At 76.4% G+C, this 19,177-nt stretch carries 15 protein-coding genes; 8 read left to right on the forward strand and 7 right to left on the reverse strand.

Annotated features, from left to right (window positions below; genetic code table 11):
- The first annotated feature begins 74 nt into the window (after positions 1-74).
- The 3 genes from ACQP6G_RS17190 (at position 75) to ACQP6G_RS17200 (ending at position 2,849) form a co-directional block, all read left to right on the forward strand.
- Entirely contained in the window at positions 75-566 is a 492-nt protein-coding gene (locus tag ACQP6G_RS17190; protein ID WP_429766064.1) for a rhodanese-like domain-containing protein, read from the forward strand.
- Positions 563-1,828 carry an O-succinylhomoserine sulfhydrylase gene (locus ACQP6G_RS17195; RefSeq protein WP_429766066.1) on the forward strand — a complete coding sequence of 422 codons (1,266 nt, stop codon included), beginning with the start codon at positions 563-565 and terminating at the stop codon, positions 1,826-1,828. The genes ACQP6G_RS17190 and ACQP6G_RS17195 overlap by 4 nt, the downstream gene beginning before the upstream one ends.
- A 64-nt stretch (positions 1,829-1,892) precedes the next feature.
- On the forward strand, positions 1,893-2,849 hold the full coding sequence (locus ACQP6G_RS17200; RefSeq protein WP_429766068.1) for a class I SAM-dependent methyltransferase: 957 nt from the start codon (positions 1,893-1,895) through the stop codon (positions 2,847-2,849).
- 7 nt (positions 2,850-2,856) lie between these two features.
- On the opposite strand, the gene ACQP6G_RS17205 is transcribed toward ACQP6G_RS17200, so the two are convergent.
- Together ACQP6G_RS17205 and ACQP6G_RS17210 are read right to left on the reverse strand one after the other, a co-directional pair.
- Positions 2,857-3,873, reverse strand: a complete 1,017-nt coding sequence (locus ACQP6G_RS17205) for an NADP-dependent oxidoreductase (protein WP_429766070.1) — start codon at positions 3,871-3,873, stop codon at positions 2,857-2,859.
- A gap of 32 nt (positions 3,874-3,905) precedes the next feature.
- A complete protein-coding gene (locus ACQP6G_RS17210) occupies positions 3,906-4,292 on the reverse strand; it encodes a DUF1304 domain-containing protein (protein WP_429766072.1) in 387 nt (128 codons plus the stop codon).
- Positions 4,293-4,391: 99 nt separating this feature from the next.
- Here ACQP6G_RS17210 and ACQP6G_RS17215 point away from each other — a divergent pair, with 99 nt between their 5' ends.
- Positions 4,392-4,970 (forward strand): TetR/AcrR family transcriptional regulator, encoded by a 579-nt coding sequence (locus ACQP6G_RS17215; RefSeq protein ID WP_429766073.1) that lies wholly within the window; start codon positions 4,392-4,394, stop codon positions 4,968-4,970.
- 71 nt (positions 4,971-5,041) lie between these two features.
- Here ACQP6G_RS17215 and ACQP6G_RS17220 read toward each other — a convergent pair whose 3' ends face one another.
- The 5 genes from ACQP6G_RS17220 to ACQP6G_RS17240 form a co-directional block, all read right to left on the reverse strand.
- Positions 5,042-5,701 (reverse strand): response regulator, encoded by a 660-nt coding sequence (locus ACQP6G_RS17220; RefSeq protein ID WP_429766074.1) that lies wholly within the window; start codon positions 5,699-5,701, stop codon positions 5,042-5,044.
- Positions 5,698-7,020, reverse strand: a complete 1,323-nt coding sequence (locus tag ACQP6G_RS17225) for a sensor histidine kinase (RefSeq protein WP_429766075.1) — start codon at positions 7,018-7,020, stop codon at positions 5,698-5,700. Before ACQP6G_RS17225 ends, ACQP6G_RS17220 begins: the two co-directional genes overlap by 4 nt.
- 140 nt (positions 7,021-7,160) lie before the next feature.
- Entirely contained in the window at positions 7,161-8,087 is a 927-nt protein-coding gene (locus ACQP6G_RS17230; protein WP_429766076.1) for a hypothetical protein, read from the reverse strand.
- Entirely contained in the window at positions 8,087-8,803 is a 717-nt protein-coding gene (locus ACQP6G_RS17235; protein WP_429766078.1) for an ABC transporter ATP-binding protein, read from the reverse strand. Before ACQP6G_RS17235 ends, ACQP6G_RS17230 begins: the two co-directional genes overlap by 1 nt.
- 167 nt (positions 8,804-8,970) lie before the next feature.
- The gene (locus ACQP6G_RS17240) at positions 8,971-9,570 is read right to left on the reverse strand and encodes a TetR/AcrR family transcriptional regulator (protein ID WP_429766080.1); all 600 of its coding nucleotides are present in this window, start codon (positions 9,568-9,570) and stop codon (positions 8,971-8,973) included.
- A 71-nt stretch (positions 9,571-9,641) separates the two neighbouring features.
- On the opposite strand from ACQP6G_RS17240, the gene ACQP6G_RS17245 reads away from it, so the two are divergent.
- The 4 genes from ACQP6G_RS17245 to recD all read left to right on the forward strand — a co-directional run bounded on the left by ACQP6G_RS17245 (position 9,642) and on the right by recD (position 19,157).
- Entirely contained in the window at positions 9,642-10,175 is a 534-nt protein-coding gene (locus ACQP6G_RS17245; protein WP_429766082.1) for a DnaJ family domain-containing protein, read from the forward strand.
- A gap of 104 nt (positions 10,176-10,279) precedes the next feature.
- Positions 10,280-13,699 (forward strand): exodeoxyribonuclease V subunit gamma, encoded by a 3,420-nt coding sequence (recC, locus tag ACQP6G_RS17250; RefSeq protein WP_429766084.1) that lies wholly within the window; start codon positions 10,280-10,282, stop codon positions 13,697-13,699.
- Positions 13,696-17,214, forward strand: coding sequence for a UvrD-helicase domain-containing protein (locus ACQP6G_RS17255; protein WP_429766086.1), 3,519 nt, complete (start codon positions 13,696-13,698; stop codon positions 17,212-17,214). The genes recC and ACQP6G_RS17255 overlap by 4 nt, the downstream gene beginning before the upstream one ends.
- A complete protein-coding gene (gene recD / locus ACQP6G_RS17260) occupies positions 17,211-19,157 on the forward strand; it encodes an exodeoxyribonuclease V subunit alpha (RefSeq protein WP_429766088.1) in 1,947 nt (648 codons plus the stop codon). Before ACQP6G_RS17255 ends, recD begins: the two co-directional genes overlap by 4 nt.
- Positions 19,158-19,177: the final 20 nt, after the last annotated feature.

Genomic DNA, 19,177 nt, shown 5'->3' on the forward strand with positions numbered 1-19,177 from the left:
CCGCGGGCCGGTCGTCGGCGACGGCGGCCGTACCGGACGAGGGTGCTACCGCCACGACCGATGGGAGGACTGCGATGAGCACCCAGATCGATCCCCGCCCCGCCGAGGGCTACGCCGGCGACCTCACCCCGCAGCAGGCGTGGGACCTGCTCGCCGGCGACCCCGACGCCGTCCTCGTGGACGTGCGCACCGAGGGCGAGTGGCGCGCGATCGGCGTGCCGGACACCGCCACCGCCGGCAAGGCCCCCCTCTTCGTCGAGTGGGTGCAGGCGGGCGGTCGCCCCAACGCCGGCTTCCTCGCCGAGCTGGCCGCCGCGGGCGTGACCGCCGACAGCCCGATCGTCTTCCTGTGCCGCTCCGGTCAGCGCTCGATCGGCGCGGCGCGCCTCGCGACGGCGTCCGGCCTGGGCCCGGCGTACAACGTGCTCGAGGGGTTCGAGGGCGGCCCCGGCTTCGACGGCGTCCGCGACCGCGAGGGCTGGAAGGTGCGCGGCCTGCCGTGGGGCGCGTTCGACGACGCCGCCGCGACGCGGGCAGCCCAGCAGGACTCGGAGCAGGCCCGATGAGCGACGCGCAGGTCCCGACCGGCCCCGGCGCCGACCCCACGACCTTCGGCGGCTCGCGCCCGCTGCCCGCCACGGTCCGGCCCGCGACGCTCGCCGTGCGCGGCGGGCACCGCCGCTCGGACTTCCAGGAGATGTCCGAGGGCCTGTTCCTCACCCAGGGGTACACCTACGGCTCGGCTGCGGACGCGGAGGCGGCGTTCGCCGGCGAGCGGTCCCAGTTCCTGTACTCGCGGTACGGCAACCCGACGGTGCACACGTTCGAGGAGCGGCTGCGCCTCATCGAGGGTGCCGAGGCCTGCTACGCCACGGCGTCGGGCATGTCGGCGGTGTTCAACGCCCTCGCCGCGCTGGTCTCCAGCGGTTCGCGCATCGTGTCGGCGCGGGCGCTGTTCGGGTCCACGAACGTCATCTACGACGAGATCCTCGCCAAGTGGGGGGTGCGCGTCGACCTGGTCGACGGGCACGTGACCTCGCAGTGGGAGGAGGCCCTCGCCACGCCGGCCGACGTCGTGTTCTTCGAGTCGCCGTCCAACCCCATGCAGGACCTCGTCGACGTGCGGCGGGTGGCGGAGCTCGCGCACGCCGCGGGTGCCGTGGTCGTGGTGGACAACGTGTTCGCGACGCCGGTCCTGCAGAAGCCGCTGGAGCTCGGCGCCGATGTCGTCGTGTACTCGGCCACCAAGCACATCGACGGACAGGGGCGCGTGCTCGGCGGCGCGATCCTCGGCTCGGAGGAGTTCCTCACCGGGCCGGTGCAGACGTTCGTGCGCAACACCGGACCGTCGCTGAGCCCGTTCAACGCGTGGGTGCTGCTCAAGGGCCTGGAGACGCTCGACGTGCGCGTGCGCGCCCAGAACGCGGCAGCCCTGCAGGTCGCGACCGCGCTCGAGGAGCTCGACGGTGTGACCGGCGTGCGCTACCCGTTCCTGCCCTCGCACCCGCAGCACGAGCTCGCCAAGGCGCAGCAGTCGGGCGGCGGCACGGTCGTGACGTTCGACCTCGCGGTGCCCGAGGGCACCGAGCCGGCGGAGGCGAAGAAGCGGACGTTCGCGTTCCTCGACGCCCTGCAGGTCGTCGACATCTCCAACAACCTCGGCGACGCGAAGTCGATCATCACGCACCCCGCCACGACGACGCACCGCAAGCTCGGCCCGGAGGGCCGCGCCAAGGTCGGCATCGCCGAGACCACCGTGCGGCTGTCGATCGGCCTCGAGGACCCGCGGGACATCGTGGAGGACGTCGAGCAGGCGCTGCGCGCCTGAGCTCCCGCGACGTGTCGGAGGCCCCTGCCATGCTCGGGCCCGGCACGCCCGACGAGGAGGACCTGTGGGGACACGGCACGACGTCGACTTCCTGTTCGGCGCGTGGCGCGTCCGTCATCGCCGCTGGACCGAACCCCTGGCCCCGGGTTCGACGACGGGCACCTGGACCGAGTTCGACACCGAGGCCGTCGCCGGGCAGATCCTCGACGGCCTCGGGAACGCGGACGACACGTCCGGCACCCGCGGAATTCCCTGGGCCGCCCGCCGCGGCCGTGCCTACGGTCGCCCCGTGCCCGACCCGATCTTCGCCGACCCCACGCTGGCCCGGCTGTACGACCCGCTCGACCCGGACCGCCGCGACCTCGATCCGTACCTGGCCCTCGCCCGCGAGCTGGGCGCGCGCCAGGTGCTCGACGTCGGCTGCGGCACGGGCGCGCTCGCCGTGCTGCTCGCGGCGGAGGGCATCGACGTCGTCGGCCTCGACCCGGCGGGCGCGTCGCTCGACGTGGCCCGCGGCAAGCCCGGCGCCGGGCGCGTGCGCTGGCTGCACGGCGACGCCACCACGCTGCCGCCGTTGCAGGTGGACCTCGCCACGATGACCGGGAACGTCGCGCAGGTCTTCCTCACCGACGACAACTGGGCGGCGACACTCGGGGGCGTGCACGCCGCGCTCCTCCCGGGCGGTCGCCTCGCGTTCGAGACCCGCGACCCGGCGCGGCGGTCCTGGGAGCGCTGGACGCGCGAGCGCACGCACCGGCGCACCGACGTGGCGGGGTTCGGCGTCGTCGAGACGTGGACGGACCTGGTCGACGTCTCGCTGCCGCTCGTGACGTTCCGCGGCACGTTCGTCCTGGCCGACGGACGGGTCCTGCGCTCGGACTCGACCCTCCGGTTCCGGGAGCACGACGAGCTGGCGGCGTCGCTCGAGACTGCCGGCTACGTCGTCGAGCAGGTGCACGACGCGCCCGACCGGCCCGGGCTGGAGTGGGTCTTCGTCGCCCGGGCGGTCGAGCGCGGCTGACGCGGTCTCAGCGCGCCGTGCGGACGACCATCTTCCCGGTGTTGGCGCCGGCCATCATGTCGAGGAACGCCTGCGGGGCGTTCTCGATGCCGTCGACCACGGTCTCGTCGTAGGCGATCTTCCCGTCCGCGAACCACCCGGTCATGAGCTCGCGGAACTCGGCGCCGTGGTGGAGGTAGCCGCCCAGCGTGAAGCCCTCGAGCCGGAGGCCCCTGGTGATGAGGTTCGCCATGTTGTCCGGGCCGGGCAGGCGGTCGGTGGCGTTGTAGCCGGCGATGGCCCCGCACAGCGCGACCCGGCCGCCGTCGTTCATCACGTCGAGCGCCGCGGTGAGGTGGTCGCCGCCGACGTTGTCGAAGAAGACGTCGACGCCGCCCGGCACCAGCGCGGGGAGCTGCTCGCGGACCGGGGCGTCCTTGTAGTTGAGGGCGGCGTCGTAGCCGTACTTCGAGGTGAGCAGCTCGACCTTCTCGGCCGACCCGGCCGACCCGACGACCCGCTCCGCGCCGAGCAGGCGCGCGATCTGGCCGGCCGCGGTGCCGACGGCGCCCGCCGCGCCCGAGACGAACACCGTGTCGCCGGGCTTCATGCCCGCGATCGCGGTGAGGCCGACGTAGGCCGTGAGCCCCGTCATGCCGAGGATGCCCAGGTGGAGGGACAGCGGCACCCCGGGGAGCTCGGGCACGACGCGGAAGCCGCGCGCGTCCTCCTGCGCGACGTCGCGCCAGCCGTGCTGGTGCAGCACCACCGCGCCCACCGGGACGTCGTCGGACGCCGACTCGACGACGCGCCCGATCGCGCCGCCCGTCATGGTCTCCCCCAGCGCGAAGGGCGGGGTGTAGCTCTTCACGTCGTTCATGCGCCCGCGCATGTACGGGTCGACGGAGACGAACTCGTTGGCCACGCGGACCTGGCCCGGCTCGAGGTCGCCGTAGGTGACCTGGACCGTGCGGAAGTCGTCGGGCGCGGGCCACCCGGTGGGGCGGGCGGCGAGCTGGACCTGGGTGCTGACGATGGAGGACATGCGGGTGTGGTGCCTACTTCCGGGGTCGATGATCAGGATGCGAGGCCGACGACGAGCGCGACGACCGCGAGCAGCGGCGCGGCGCCCTGCGTGACGGCGGCCCGGCGCTTGTCGGGCGAGGAGAGGAACAGGACGAGGGCGGCGGCGAGCATGCTGCCGGTGCCGGCCAGCACGAGGGCCGCGCCGGCACCGGTGGTGCCGGCGGCGACGAGCACGATGCCGATCGCGGTCACGACGGCGAGGAACAGGTTGTAGAAGCCCTGGTTGAAGGCCAGCTCGCGCGTGGCGGCGGCCTCCTGCTCGGTCGTGCCGAACGTGGCGCGCGCCCGGGGGGTGGTCCACGCGACCGACTCGAGCCAGAAGATGACCACGTGGAGCGCCGCGGCGATCCCGGCCAGGACGAGCCCTGCGACGACCATCGGTTCTCCCTGCTGCCTGCCGGCGCACCCGCCGGTCGATTCTGTAACGGTCGGTCCACTGTATATACTGCAACGAGCGTTACACAACTTGGAGGAACGATGGGCAGGGCGCAGGGGTTCGAGACCGAGCAGGCGGTCCGGGCGGCGCGCGAGGTGTTCTGGCGCGACGGGTACGCGGAGGCGTCCGTCCCCGCGCTCGAACGCGCCACCGGGCTGAACCGGTCGAGCATCTACCACGCCTTCGGCTCCAAGCGCGGGCTCTTCGACGCCGCCGTGCAGAGCTACCTGGACGAGGTCGTGCGGCCGCGGCTGCGCCCGCTCGTGGCCGACGACGTCGCCCCCGGAGCGCTCGTCGAGTACCTCACCGGCCTGCGCGCGGCGCTCGCCCGCGCGGACGAGGTCCAGGGCACCTCGGGCTGCCTGCTGGTCAACACGTCGGGCTCCCCCATCGCGGCCGACGACGCCGTGCGCCGCACCGTCGCCGACTACCGCGCCGAGCTGCGCGCCGCCCTGCGGCGCGGGGTGGTCGCGCGACGACCGGACGCGACACCCGCCGACGCCGACCGGCTCGCCGACGTCTGCACGGCCCTCGTCATCAGCGCCTTCACCCTGGTGCGCGTGGACCCGCCGAGCGCGCTGCACTGCCTGGACACCGCCGTCGACGTGCTCGACCACTGACGCCGCACGCGCGACCACCCGGCTGTCGACGGGTGGTGCGTCGCGGCGGCCGGGAATCGCTGACCCGACGGTCAGCCGCCCGGGACCACGAGCCCGGTGTCGTACGCCCACACCACGAGCTGCACGCGGTCGCGCGCACCGGTCTTGGTCATGATCCGGCTGAGGTGCGACTTCACCGTGCTGGGCTCGAGGAACAGCGCCGCGGCGATCTCCGCGTTGGACGACCCCCGGCACAGCAGCGCGACGATCTCCCGCTCGCGCGCGGTGAGCAGCCCGGTCGCGGCCGGGTCGGGCACGACGGGGCCGCGGCGCCGCGCGAACTCGTCGATGACGCGCCGCGTCAGAGTCTGGTCCACCAGCCCGTCCCCCGCGGCGACCCGGCGCACGGCGTCGACGAGCACCTCGGGCTCGGCGTCCTTGAGCAGGAAGCCGGACGCGCCGGCCTCCAGCGCGCCGAACACGTAGTCGTCGAGGTCGAACGTGCTGACCACGAGCACGGGCACCGGGTCGACGACGCCCGGCCCGGCGAGCTCCCGCGTCGCGGCGATGCCGTCGCCGCCGGGCATGCGCACGTCCATGCACACGACGTCGGGCCGCTCGCGGCGGGCCACGCGGACGGCGTCGGCGCCGTTCGACGCCTCCCCCACGACCTCGAGGCCCTCGCTCTGCAGGATCACGGTGAACCCGGCGCGCACCACCGCCTGGTCGTCCACGAGCACGACGCGCGTCATCGGGCGCCCTGCCCGACACGCACCGACCGGTCCTCGGCGCCCGCGGGGCGCGGCACGACGAGCCGCACCAGCCAGCCGCCGCCGGACGTGCGCCGGGCGGTGAGCCGGCCGCCCACGAGCTCCGCGCGCTCGGTCATGCCGATGACGCCGTGCCCCGGGCCCGCCTCCTGCGGCGACGCGGTCGACGCCGACCGGTCGGCCGGGCCGTTGCGCACGGTGACCGCCAGCTCGTCCTCGTCGTACATGGTCTCGACGTCGACGGCGCTGCCCGGCGCGTGCCGGCGGGCGTTGGCGAGCGACTCCTGCAGCACCCGGTACACGGTGAGCTGCACGGTGGGCGGGAGGCCGTAGGGCTCGCCCCGCCGCGTCTCCTGCACCCGCGTGCCCGTGCTGCGGGCGAGGTCGATCAGCGCGGGCACGTCGGCGAGGGTCGGCTGCGGGGCCGACGGTACGTCGTCGCCCTCGCCGGTGTCGCGGAGGATGCCGACGACGAGGCGCAGGTTGTCGAGCGTCTCCCGCCCCTGCCCGCGGATCCAGCGCAGCGACTCCTTCGCCCGCTCGGGGTCTCCCGTGACGAGCCGCTCCGCGGCGGCCGCCTGCACGACGATGCCGGACAGGTGGTGCGCCGCGACGTCGTGCAGCTCGCGGGCCATGCGGCCCCGCTCCGCGAGGACGGCCTGGGCGGCGAGCGCCTCGCGCTCCCGCTCGGCCTGCGCCACGCGCGCCCGCAGCTGAGCCAGCAGCTCGCGCCGGGTGCCGACGTACGCGCCGACGAGGACCGCGCCGAGGTAGACCACCAGCGCGGACACCAGCCCGCCCCACAGCTGGGTGCCGACGGTCACGCCGAGCTCCGCCACCGTCGCGGGGCCGCCCAGCACGTACCCGAGCAGCACCTGCACGACGGCGGCGCCCGCCGCCGCGCCGAGGGCCGGCCGTCGCGGGGCCTGCACGCCCACCGAGTAGGCGGCGACCAGGGTCGCCGGCGCCTGGAAGCTCACGAACGGCGGCAGCAGCGGTGCCAGCGCGAGCTGCCCGAGCAGCACGAGCGCGAGGCACAGCATCGGGAACCGGCGCCGCAGCGTGAGCGCCATCGCCTGCCCGACGAGGACGACGCATGCCGTCACCTGTGCACCGGTGCTCATCCCGTCCACCGACGCCTGGGCCCCGAACGACTCTCCGAGGCTCGACGACACCACCTGCAGCAGCGTCAGGAGCAACGCGACCGACAGCGCCGCGATGACGGCGCCGAGCAGCGCGTCGCGTCCCGTGGCGGTCCGGACGCCGAAAGCGTCGAGCCTCCGTCGCAGCGCGTCGAGCACAGGTCCTCCGTCGGTGTCGGGATGGCTGTCTGGATGCTTCTCTGGACGATCTCGGGGTGACCGTCGAGCCCGGCCCACGGTACGCCGTCCGGGGCCGGGCACGACCCGTCGTCGCTGGTCAGGCGGATATCGATCGGATATCAGGCGAGGTCACGACGGCGGAGGACGGCGCCCGCGGTGACGAGCAGCACGGCCGCCCAGGCGACCAGCCCCGCCAGCGCCGCGGCGGCACCGAGCGCCGGGCCGGCGCCCGTCGTCGCCCCGAAGAGCTGGGCGGCGCCCTGACCCGCCGACGCGAGGGACCCGAGGGTGATCGGCAGCCACGACGTCGCCGTCGTCGCGCCGCCCGTGAGGACGAGCGCGGCGGCCTGGATCATCGGTTCCACGAGGGCGAGCGCCACGACCACGACGATCGCCGCGACCTGCCCCCGCACGAGGGTACCGACGGCGAGCCCCAGCCACGAGAGCAGGACCATCGCCGTGAGGCCTCGCCCCCAGACGCCGAGCGCCTCGCCGGGCCCGATCGCCAGGCTCGCGCCGGGCGTCGTCGCGACCGCGAGGACCAGCCCGACGGCCGTGACCAGCGCGAGCGCCACCCCGATCGCGAGCGCGGCCGTCGCCGTCGCGCCCGCCTTGCCGGCGAGGATCCGCAGCCGGTCCGGCACGGCCAGCGCCGTGGGCACGATGCCGCCGGTGCGGAAGTCCGTCGTGGCCGCGAGCGCGCCGAGCAGCAGCACGCACAGCGCGGTGACGCCGCTGGAGCCGGACCCGGCGGGCCCGTTGCCCATGAGGTCGAGCAGCGACCGCTGGGCGGCGGCGGACCCGAGATCCGTGGCGGCGGCGAGACCGGACAGGAGCTCGCTGGTGTCCGCCGGGGACATCTGCGGCCCGACGTGGAACCCGGCGTCCGCTCCGCCCAGCGCCTCGAGGGTGCGCAGCGTGCGCGGCAGCACGAGCGTGAGGGTCTGCGCGAGGAGCATGCCCGCGACGGCGACGATCCCGATGACCCAGGGCGTCCGGGTGCTGCGCAGCTTGAGCAGCTCGGCCCTGAACACGGCGAGAGACATCAGCGGACTCCTTCGGTGGCGGCGGTGAGGTCGAGGTACACGTCCTCGAGGCTCCGGTCGGTGGTGACGAGCTCGCGCAGCGTGCCCGCGGCGACGACGCGGCCCTGGCCGACGACGACCAGGTCGTCCGCGACCTGCGCCACCTCGCCCAGCACGTGGCTGGCCAGCAGCACCGTGCCGCCGTCGTCGGCGAAGGTGCGCAGCAGCTCGCGCAGCCACCGCATCCCGGCCGGGTCGAGGCCGTTGGCGGGCTCGTCGAGCACCAGGACGTCGGGATGGCCGAGCAGCGCGGCGGCGATGCCGAGGCGCTGCCTCATGCCGAGCGAGTAGGTGCGCACGCGGCGGTCGGCGGCGGGGATCATGCCGACGGCGGCGAGCACCTCGTCGACCCGGCGGGCCGGGAGGCGCGACGCCGCGGCGAGCACCCGCAGGTGGTCACGGCCGGTGCGCCCCGGGTGCAGCCCGCCCGCGTCCAGCAGCGCCCCGACCACCAGCGCCGGGCGCTCCAGGTCGGCGTAGCGCCGGCCGTCGAACGTCGCCGTGCCGGCGTCCGCCCGGGCCAGTCCGAGCAGCACGTGCAGGGTCGTGCTCTTGCCCGCGCCGTTCGGGCCCAGCAGGCCCACGACCCGCCCCGGCTCGGCGGTGAAACCCACGTCGTGCACGGCCTCGAAGCCGCCGTAGGACTTGTGCAGCCCCTCGATCCGGATGGTGGTCATCCGTCCCCTCCCTCGTCGTCCGGCGGCCGTCGTTCGCCGTGCCGGTACCCCGAGCCTTCCGGGGAGGGGGTGGCCGGGTCTTGGGGCGGAGGGCGGAACCTCGGTTGCGCCTCTCGGGGGAGGCCGTGCGTCCCGGCGCCCGACCGGGCGACGGAGAGGGATCGGGGTCACGCCGCGGCGAAGAGGCGCTCCAGGTGCTGGTCGACGGCCGCCAGCGCGGCCTCCGGCTCGATGACGCCGAGCTCGAGCAGGGGCGTGAACCCGGTCAGTGCCAGGAGGAGGTCCGTCTCGACGTCGGGGTCCCGGTCCGGGGCGATCCGGCCCTGCGCGATCGCCTGGCGGACGAGGCGCTCGACCGTCGCGCGGCCGTCGCGGAGCCCGAGGCCCGCCTGTTCGCGCAGCACCGGGTCGTGCAGCGCCTCGAGGACGTAGGCGGCGCTCATGCGGCTGGACGCGCGGGCGTCGGGGTGCAGGGGCAGCATCTCGGTGAGCACCAGGCGCAGCACGTCCCGGGGGTGCGGCGGTTCCTCGAGCGTGGCGAGCCCCCGCGCGACCCGGTCGGCGGTGCGCTCGGCGGCGAACTCCATCGCGAAGGTCAGCATCGCCGCGCGCGAGGCGAAGTAGTGCTGCAGCTGCCCCAGCGAGACCCCGGCCTCGCGGGCGACCTCCCGCAGGGTCGCCCTGGTGCACCCGTGCTGATCGACGACGCGCCACAGCGCGTGCGCGATCTCCTCGCGGCGCTCCTGGTGGTCCACCAGCTTCGGCATCGTGCCCCTCCCGGGTTGTCGTACGCTCGACATAATACAGTTGACTGAAAACGGCCAGGACGGGAGCCCTGATGACCGACGCGCAGCCGCCGGCGGCGTTCTTCGACCCGTACGCGGTCGCCATCGACGACGAGGTGGCGATCGCGCTGCTCGCCGAGATGCACCTCAGGAAGGCGATCGAGCGCGGCGACTTCGACGACCTGCCCGGCAGCGGCAAGCCGCTCGACCTGCAGGACCTCCACGACCCGGACTGGTGGCTGAAGGCCTTCATGCGCCGCGAGAAGCTCGTGGTGCTGCCGCCCTCGATCCAGCTGCGCAAGGACGACGCCGCGCTGGACGGGCTCCTCGACGAGCTGTGGAGCGAGGACGACGTGCGCGAGGAGGTCGAGGAGTTCAACCGACGGGTCCTGCGCGGCCGCTACCAGCCGGCGGCCGGGCCGCCGCTGGTCACCATGCCGCGCGACGTCGAGGCGACGGTCACCGCCTGGGCGGACCGCCGCGAGGCGCGGGCCGCCCAGGCGCGCGAGCAGGCGCGGGCCGAGGCGGAGGCCGAGGACGGCCGTCGTCGGTCCCGTCGACGGGCTCGCCGACGACGATCTCGCTGACGACGGCGCCCGGCCCGGCGATCGTCGGGCGTGCGCCGGGTCCGTGGCGACGCCCTGTGGAGGAACGGCGGCCCGTGTCGGCGCGGGCCCGTAACCTGGCCGACGTGCTGCACGTCCACCGGTCCGAGCGCTCCGACGCGCTGGTCGCTCCCCTCGCCGACGTGCTCGCCGTGCCGCCGGACGACCCGTTCACGCCCGACGTCGTCGCCGTGCCCACGCGCGGGATCGAGCGCTGGCTGGCGCAACGGCTGTCGCACCGGCTCGGGGTCCCCGGGGGCTCGGGCGCGGGCATCTGCGCCAACGTGGACTTCTCCTCGCCGTCGCGGTTGGTCGCCTCCGCGGTGACGGCGGTCACCGGCGTCGACCCCGACGACGACCCGTGGCGCCGCGCCCGGCTCGTGTGGCCGGTGCTGGAGACGATCGACGCGTCCCTCGACGAGGGCTGGGCCGCGCCGCTCGCGCGGTACGTCGGGGAGGACGGCGACGGCGTGCGGCGCTCGCGCCGCGTCGCGCTCGCGCAGCGCGTGGCGGAGCTGTTCGCCGCGTACGCGCAGCAGCGGCCCGCCCTGCTCGCCGCCTGGCTCGACGGCCGTGACGACGACGGCGCCGGCGCGCCCGTCCCTGACGACCTCGCGTGGCAACCGCGGCTGTGGCGGCGGATACGCGAGCGGGTGGACGCGCCCGGGCCCGCGGAGGTGCTGACGGAGGCGGTCGGCGTGCTGCGCACCGACCCGGGCGCGGTCGACCTCCCCGCCCGGCTGTCCGTCTTCGGCCCCACCCGGCTGCCGGAAGACCAGCGGGAGGTGCTCGCCGCGCTCGCGCTGCACCGCGACGTCCACCTGTGGCTGCCGCACCCGTCACCCGCGCTGTGGCAGTCGGTCGAAGGCCTGGTCGCCGAGGGCGCCGTCGCCGGGGCGCGTCGTGACGACCTGCCCCCGGCCGCACGCCACGCCCTGCTGGCCTCGACCGCGCGCGACTCGGTCGAGCTGCAGCTCAGGCTCTCCGGCGCCCTCGACGCCGACGACGACGGAGCCCCCGAGGTCCATGTCTCCTCCCACCCGGCGCCGCCGCCCCCGGGGACGCTGCTGGGCGCGCTCCAGGCAGCCCTGCGCGCGGACGACCCCGACGCCGCGCCCGTGCAGGTCGCCCCCGACGACCGCAGCGTCCAGGTGCACGCCTGCCACGGCCGCGCGCGCCAGGTCGAGGTGCTGCGCGAGGTGCTCACCGGGCTGTTCGCCGCCGACCCCACGCTGGAGGCGCGCGACGTCATCGTCATGTGTCCCGACGTCGAGTCGTTCGCCCCGCTCGTGACGGCCACGTTCGGCGCCGCGCCCGACGGCGTCACCCAGGTGCACCCCGGCCAGCGGCTGCGGGTCAGCCTCGCCGACCGGGGGCCCGGCGTCATCAACCCCGTGCTCGGCGTGCTGGCGACCCTGCTGCGGCTGGCCGACGGGCGCGTCACGGCGTCGGAGGTGCTCGACCTCGCCACGACCGAGCCCGTGCGCCGCCGCTTCCGCCTCTCCGACGACGACCTCGACCGCTGGCGCGACTGGGCCGTCGAGGTCGGGGTGCGCTGGGGCGAGGACGGGTCCCGGCGGGAGCGTTTCGGCATCGACCCGCGGGTGCGGCAGGGCACCTGGGACGCGGCCCTGGACCGGGTGCTGCTGGGCGTCGCGATGGCCGAGGAGGACTCGCGGTTCGTGGGCCCGGCGCTGCCGCTCGACGACGTCGGTTCCACCGACGTGGACGTCGCGGGCCGGTTCGCCGAGCTGGTCTCCCGCCTGACCGGGCTGCTCGCCGACCTCGACGGCACCCACCCGCTGGAGCACTGGCTCGACACCCTGGACCGGGCCGTCACGCTGCTCGCGGACCCGGCGCCGGACGACGCATGGCAGTCGCTGCAGGCGCACCGCGTGCTCGGCGACGTGCGGGCCGCGGGCGCTGGCCGGGCCACCGCGGGCGACGGGCTGCGGCTGGAGGACGTGCGTGCCCTGCTCGCCGACCGGCTGGCCGGGCGCCCCACGCGCGCGGGCTTCCGCACCGGCGCGCTCACCGTGTGCTCGTTGGAGCCCATGCGTGCCGTCCCGCACCGCGTGGTGTGCCTGCTGGGCATGGAGGACGGCGCGTTCCCCCGGTCCGCGACGCCCGACGGCGACGACCTCCTCGCCCGCGACCCGCTGCTGGGCGAGCGCGACCGGCGCAGCGAGGACCGGCAGATCTTCCTCGACGCGCTCACCGCCGCGCGCGAGCACCTGGTGGTGCTGCACTCCGGCGCCGACGAGCGCACCGGCGCCGCCCGCCCGCCCGCCGTGCCCGTCGCCGAGCTGCTGGACGCTCTCGACCGGGTCGGCGAGGCGTCGGACGGCGGGTCGGTGCGGCGGCAGGTCGTGGTGCGGCACCCGCTGCAGGTGGTGGGCGAGCGCAACTTCGAGGCCGGCGCGCTCGGCGCCCCAGGCCCGTTCAGCTTCGACACGGCGGCGTTCCGGGGCGCGGAGGCCGGGCGCGGGGCGCGCGTCGAGCCGGGGCTGCTCGTGCCCGAGCCGCTCGCCCTCGAGGCCTCGCCCCCGGCGGAGGTGGACCTCGACGACCTCGTCGCGATGCTCGAGCACCCGGTCCGGTGGTTCCTGCGGACCACGCTCGACGTGCGCGTGGCGCAGGACGAGGACGAGGTCGACGACCGCCTGCCCCTGACGATGGCGCCGCTCGCGGCGTGGGGCGCGGGCGACCGCATCCTCACGGCCGTGCTCGGGGGCACCGACCCCGGCCGGGCGTTCCAGGCGGAGTGGCGGCGCGGCCAGGCCCCGCCGCGCGAGCTGGGCCGCACCGCGCTGCGCGACGTCGTCGAGCGGGTGCAGCCGGTGGAGACGATGGCGCGGCAGGTCCGCGCCGACCAGGCGGCGCGCGCCGTCGACGTGTCCGCCGCGCTCCCCTCGGGCGTCCTCGTCACCGGCACCGTCCCCGGCGTGCACGGCGGCCGCGTCGTGCGCGCCGAGTACTCGAAGCTCGGCCCGAAGCACCGGCTCCGCGCCTGGGTCCAGACCCTCGCGCTCGCGGCGTCGGGCGGCGACGGCGGGCTGCCCGAGGGGCAGCGGTGGCACGCGGGGACGGTCGGGCGCGCACCGGGCCGCGGCGCGAAGGCGGCGTGGAGCCTGATCCAGTCGCCCGACCCGGCCGACGCCGCCCGGCTGCTCGACGACCTGGTCGCGCTGCGTGCCGAGGCGACCCGCGCTCCGCTCCCCCTGCCGCCGGACGCGTCGCACGCGTACGCCGTCTCCCGCGGCGGCGGCACGGGCGACCCCGGCCAGGCGACCAGCGAGGCCCGCTTCACCTGGAACGGCGGCTTCGAGAAGTCCGACGCCTACCACCTGATGGTCTGGGGGGACGGGGCGTCGTTCGACGCGATCGCCGGCGTGCCGGACGAGGACGACCGGCGCCGGTTCCCCGACGAGCCCTCGCGGCTGGGCGCGCTCGCCCGGCGGGTGTGGGACCCGTTGCTGGCGCACGAGCAGAAGGGCACCTCATGACGGCGGGGACGGGCTTCGGCACCGACGCGACCGGGGGTCTGGCGGGAGTCCCCGAGCGCCCGGTCTTCGACGTGTGCGGGCCGCTGCCGGACGGCACCACGGTGCTCGAGGCGAGCGCCGGCACGGGCAAGACGTTCACGATCGCGGCGCTCGCGACGCGGTTCGTCGCCGAGGGCCGCGCCGAGCTGCGCGAGCTCATGCTCGTGACGTTCGGCCGGGCCGCGACGTCGGAGCTGCGCGACCGCGTCCGCGAGCGGCTCGTGAGCGCCGAGCGCGCGCTGCGCGGCCCGGACCCGGCGACCAGCGACGACCCGATCGTGGCGCTGCTCGCCGACGTCGACGCCGCCGAGCTGGACCGCCGCCGCGCCCGCCTCGCGGCCGCGCTGTCGCAGCTCGACGCCGCGACGATCACGACGACGCACGGCTTCTGCCAGCAGATGCTCACGTCGCTCGGCATCGCGGCCGACGTGGACCCCGCGGCGACGTTCGTGGCCGACGTCGCCGACCTCGTGCGCGAGGTGTCCGACGACCTGTACGTGCGCCGCTTCTCCGACGAGGCGCACCCCGCGCTCACCCCGTCGATGGCCGCCGACCTGGGCCGCGCCGCCGTGAGCGACCACCAGGCCGTCGTCGAGCCCGCAGAACCGGGCGGGGGCGCACCCTCCTCCCCGGGCGCGCTGCGCCGGGCCGTGGCCCAGGAGACCCGCGACGAGACGCTGCGCCGCAAGCGGGCGCAGCACCTCCTGGACTACGACGACCTCCTGGTCATGCTGCGCGACGCGCTCGCCGACCCGGTGCACGGCCCGGTCGCCGCCGAGCGCGTGCGCTCCCGCTTCCGCGTGGTGATGGTCGACGAGTTCCAGGACACCGACCCCGTGCAGTGGGAGATCCTCCGCACCGCATTCCACGGGCACCGCACCCTGGTGCTCATCGGCGACCCCAAGCAGGCGATCTACGCCTTCCGCGGCGCCGACGTCGTCGCCTACCTCGACGCGCAGCAGGACGCGACCGCCGTCGCCACGCTCGGCACCAGCTGGCGCAGCGACGAGCCGCTCCTTGGTGCGCTCGACACCCTGCTGGGCGGGGCGGCGCTGGGCGACGAGCGGATCGTCGTGCGGCCGGTGGACGCCGCGCGCCGCGGGTCGCGCTTCGACGGCGGCGCACCGCTGCGGCTGCGGCAGGTGACGCGTGCCGCGCTCGGGATGTCGCCGGGCGAGACGCCGCCGGTCGGTCCGCCGCGCCAGCTCGTCGCCGCGGACGTCGCGGCCGACATCGCCGCACGCCTGGGCCGCGACCGGCTGGTGGACCGGGACACCGGGGCCGAGGACGGCGCGTGGCGTCCGCTCGAGCCGCGCGACGTCGCGGTGCTGACCCGCACGAACGCGCAGGCCGAGGCGGTCCGGTCCGAGCTGACGAAGCGCGGCGTGCCGGCCGTCGTCTCGGGGCTGTCGAGCGTGTTCGCGACGCTGTCCGCGCGCGACTGGCTCACCCTGCTCGCCGCGCTGGAGCAGCCGGGCGCCCACGGGCGGGCCGCCGCCCTGGCGCTGACGCCGTTCGTCGGCTGGGACGCCGAGCGGCTCGCGACCGCGGACGACGCCGCGCACGACGCGCTCGCCGACACGGTGCGGCGCTGGTCGCGGCTGCTGTGGTCGCGGGGGGTCGCCGCGCTGCAGGAGGCGGTGACCCGCGACGGCCTGGCGGAGCGGCTCATGCGCACCAGCACCGGCGAGCGCCACCTCACCGACCTGCGGCACGTGGGCGAGGTGCTGCACGCCGCGGCGGTCACGGAGGGCCTGGGTGCCTCGGCGCTCACGGCGTGGCTGCGGCGGCGCATCCGCGAGGCCGCCCAGGACTACGACGAGGAGCGCAGCCGCCGCCTGGAGACGGACGCGGCAGCGGTGCAGGTCGTCACCGTGCACGCCAGCAAGGGCCTGGAGTTCGGCGTCGTGTACGTGCCGTTCGCCTGGGACCGGTTCGAGCCGCGCCAGCCCGACGTGCTGCGGTTCCACGCCGGCGACGGGCGCCGCATCCTGCACGTGGGCGGCCCCGGCTCGTTCGGGTACGACGCCGCCCTGGAACGCCACCGCCGGGAGGAGGGCGGCGAGGACCTGCGCCTGCTGTACGTGGCGCTGACCCGCGCCCGGCACCAGGTGGTGGCGCACTGGGCGCCGTCGAAGGCGAACTCCGCGAAGGCGGGCCTGACCCGCGTCGTGCTGGGGGACCGCACGCTCGGCGGCGAGCCCGCGCCGCACGCGCCCCAGCAGGCCATGCGCGACGACGCCGTCCGGGCGTCGCTCGGCACGCTCGCCCAGGGTTCCGGCGGCACGATCGCCGTCGAGGAGGTGCCGGGCACGCCGTCCGCCGAGCGCTGGCGGCCGCCCGCCCAGGACGAGCCTGCGCTGGAGGTCGCGCACCTCGACCGGGTGCCGGACCCGACGTGGCGGCGCGCGTCGTACTCCGCGCTCACCGCCGGGGCGCACGCCGGTCGCCCGGGCGGACTGACGCCCGCGCCGGGCACGGCCGAGCCCGCCCCGGGCGGTGTCGAGTCCGAGCCGGAGGGCGGTGGCCTGCAGGACGAGCCGGCCGAGGCCGCACCGACCGCGGTCCGGCCGGGCGGTCCGGCCGACGCCGCGACCGGCGACGTGCCCGGCGCCGACCTGCCGTCCCCGATGTCGGGGCTGCCGGCCGGGACGGGATTCGGCACCCTCGTGCACGAGGTGCTGGAGTACGCGGACACCGCGGCCCCCGACCTCGACGCCGAGCTGCTCGCCCGGTGCGCCGCCGCCGCGACGACGCGGGTGCCGGGTACCGACCCGGCCGAGCTCGCCGCCGCGCTGGGCGTCGTCGCGCGCACCCCGCTCGGGCCGCTCGCGGGCGGTCGCACGCTCGCGGACGTCGTCCCTCGCGACCGTCTCGCCGAGCTGGAGTTCGAGCTCCCGCTCGCCGGCGGCGACACGGGCGCCGGCGGGCCCGGCCTCGAGGGCGCCACCCTGGCCGGGATCGCCGCGCTGCTGGGCCGCTACCTCGGCGACGACGACGCGTTCGCCGCCTATCCCGCCGCGCTGGCCGAGCTCGCGGCCGCAGACCCCACCGCCCGCCCCCTGCGCGGCTACCTCACCGGGTCGATCGACGCGGTGCTGCGGGCGCCCGGGGAGGACGGCGAACCGCGCTTCCTCGTCGTCGACTACAAGACGAACCGCCTCGGCGCGTTCGACGCCCCGCTCACGGCGCACGACTACCGGCCCGAGGCCACGGTCGACGCGATGCTGCACGCCCACTACCCGCTGCAGCTCGTGCTCTACCTCGTGGCGCTGCACCGCTACCTGGCGTGGCGGCTGCCGGGCTACGACCCGGACGTCCACCTCGGCGGCGGGCTCTACCTGTTCGTGCGCGGCATGTGCGGGCCGGGCACCCCCACCGGGCCCGACGGCGCCCCGTACGGCGTCGTGTCGTGGGTGCCGCCGCGCGGGCTGGTGCCGGCGCTGTCCGCGCTGCTCGACGGAGGCGACGCATGACCGACACCACCACGTTCCCGGGCGGACCGGTCGCGACCTCCGGCGACGTCCGCTTCGCCGCCGCGGCGCCCGAGCTGCTGCGGGAGTTCAACGCGGCCGGCCTCGTGGCCGCGACGGACGTGCACGTCGCGACGCGGCTCGGGCGGCTGACGGGCGAGGACGACGCGACGGTGCTGCTCGCCGTCGCGCTCGCCGTCCGGGCGCTGCGCGGCGGGTCCGTCTGCGTGCGGCTCGACGACCCGGACGAGCTCGCCACCCTCGCGCTGCCCGAGGACGCCGACCGGGGCGACGCCGCCGACAGCCCCGGCGCGGCCACTCCGCCCCCGTGGCCGGAGCACGCGGCGTGGGTCCGAGCCATCGAGGCCAGCCCCCTGGTGGCCGTCGGCGCGGGCGGCCCCGAGGACCGGCCCGCGCGCTGGGTGGGCGGCCGGCTGTACCTCGACCGGTACTGGCGGGACGAGCTCACGGTGCGGCGGCTGGTCGACGCCCGGCTGGAGGCAGCTCCCCTGGTGCCCGCGGGCGCGGCCCGGCTGGAGTCGGCGCTCGCGCGGCTGTTCCCGGAGGCGGGTGATGTGCGGCAGCGGCTCGCCGCCGCGCACGCCGCCGGCCGCAGGCTCACGGTGCTCACCGGCGGGCCGGGCACGGGCAAGACGACGACGGTGGCGAGGCTGCTGGCCGTGCTGCAGGACGTCGCCGGCGAGCCCGCCCTGCGGGTCGCGCTCGCCGCCCCGACGGGCAAGGCGGCCGCCCGGCTGCAGGAGGCGGTCCGCGACGTCGTCGGCGCCCTGCCGCCTGAGGACCGCGAGCGCACCGGCCGGCCCGAGGCCACGACCGTCCACCGCCTGCTCGGCTACCGCAGCGCCACCCGGTTCCGGCACCACGCCGGGCACCACCTGCCGCACGACGTCGTCGTGGTCGACGAGACGTCGATGGTGCCGCTGTCCCTCATGGCGCGGCTGCTGGAGGCGCTGCGCCCGGACGCGCGGCTCGTCCTCGTCGGCGACCCGGACCAGCTCGCGTCGGTCGAGGCGGGGGCCGTGCTCGGCGACCTCGTCGCGCGGCCGGCGGTCGTCGAGGACCTTGCCGAGCACGTCACCACCACCCGGGCCGTGGTGGAGCCCGTCGAGGACGAGACCCTCGCCAACGGCGTCGTCCGGCTCGTGACCGTGCACCGCCAGGACGAGGACTCCGCGATCCTGCCCCTGGCGGCCGCCATCCGGGACGGCGACGCCGACGCGGTGCTCGACGTCCTGCGCGCCGGCACGGGCGGCGTCGAGCTCGTCGAGGCGGACACCGAGCGCCTCGACGAGGCCGCCGTGGAGGGCCTGCACGAGGACGCGATCGACGCCGGCCGACGGCTCGTGGCCGCGGCGCGGGCCGGCGACGCGGCGCGCGCGCTGGAGGCGCTGGGCGCGCACCGGGTCATGGTGGCGCACCGGCGCGGGCCGGTCGGCGTCGCTCGCTGGGCGGCGCAGGTCGAGGCCTGGGTCGAGGAGGCGACGGCGGACGGCACCCTGCCGCCGACGGTCCCCGGCTCGCCGTGGGTCGTCGGCCGCCCGCTGCTCGTCACGACCAACGACGCCGACGTCGGCCTCTACAACGGCGACACCGGCGTGCTCGTCGCAGAGGGCGACCCGGCCGACGGTGCGGTGGTCGCGGCGTTCGGCGATCCCCGATCCCCGCTGCGCGTGCGCACCCACCGGCTGCCGCCCGTGGAGACCGTGCACGCCATGACGGTGCACCGCGCGCAGGGCAGCCAGTTCCGCCGCGTCTCCCTGGTGCTGCCGCCGCCCACGTCGCCGCTGCTCACCCGCGAGCTGCTGTACACGGCGGTCACCCGCGCCCAGGAGTTCGTGCGCGTCGTCGGCACCGCCGACGCCGTGCGCGCGGCGGTCGCGCACCCCGTCCGCCGCGCGAGCGGGCTGCGCGACCCCCTCCCCTGACGTGGTGGGCGCTCCTGTGG

Origin of the sequence: Isoptericola nanjingensis, from assembly GCF_050311635.1 — a bacterium.
GTDB lineage: Bacteria > Actinomycetota > Actinomycetes > Actinomycetales > Cellulomonadaceae > Isoptericola > Isoptericola nanjingensis.

Excerpts from the sequence above, each read along its gene's own strand:
- ACQP6G_RS17190 (WP_429766064.1), top strand. The coding sequence starts at position 75 with ATGAGCACCCAGATCGATCCCCGCCCCGCCGAGGGCTACGCCGGCGAC.
- ACQP6G_RS17195 (WP_429766066.1), top strand. The coding sequence starts at position 563 with ATGAGCGACGCGCAGGTCCCGACCGGCCCCGGCGCCGACCCCACGACC.
- ACQP6G_RS17205 (WP_429766070.1), bottom strand. The coding sequence starts at position 3,873 with ATGTCCTCCATCGTCAGCACCCAGGTCCAGCTCGCCGCCCGCCCCACC.
- ACQP6G_RS17210 (WP_429766072.1), bottom strand. The coding sequence starts at position 4,292 with ATGGTCGTCGCAGGGCTCGTCCTGGCCGGGATCGCCGCGGCGCTCCAC.
- ACQP6G_RS17215 (WP_429766073.1), top strand. The coding sequence starts at position 4,392 with ATGGGCAGGGCGCAGGGGTTCGAGACCGAGCAGGCGGTCCGGGCGGCG.
- ACQP6G_RS17220 (WP_429766074.1), bottom strand. The coding sequence starts at position 5,701 with ATGACGCGCGTCGTGCTCGTGGACGACCAGGCGGTGGTGCGCGCCGGG.
- ACQP6G_RS17230 (WP_429766076.1), bottom strand. The coding sequence starts at position 8,087 with ATGTCTCTCGCCGTGTTCAGGGCCGAGCTGCTCAAGCTGCGCAGCACC.
- ACQP6G_RS17235 (WP_429766078.1), bottom strand. The coding sequence starts at position 8,803 with ATGACCACCATCCGGATCGAGGGGCTGCACAAGTCCTACGGCGGCTTC.
- ACQP6G_RS17240 (WP_429766080.1), bottom strand. The coding sequence starts at position 9,570 with ATGCCGAAGCTGGTGGACCACCAGGAGCGCCGCGAGGAGATCGCGCAC.
- ACQP6G_RS17245 (WP_429766082.1), top strand. The coding sequence starts at position 9,642 with ATGACCGACGCGCAGCCGCCGGCGGCGTTCTTCGACCCGTACGCGGTC.
- ACQP6G_RS17255 (WP_429766086.1), top strand. The coding sequence starts at position 13,696 with ATGACGGCGGGGACGGGCTTCGGCACCGACGCGACCGGGGGTCTGGCG.
- recD (WP_429766088.1), top strand. The coding sequence starts at position 17,211 with ATGACCGACACCACCACGTTCCCGGGCGGACCGGTCGCGACCTCCGGC.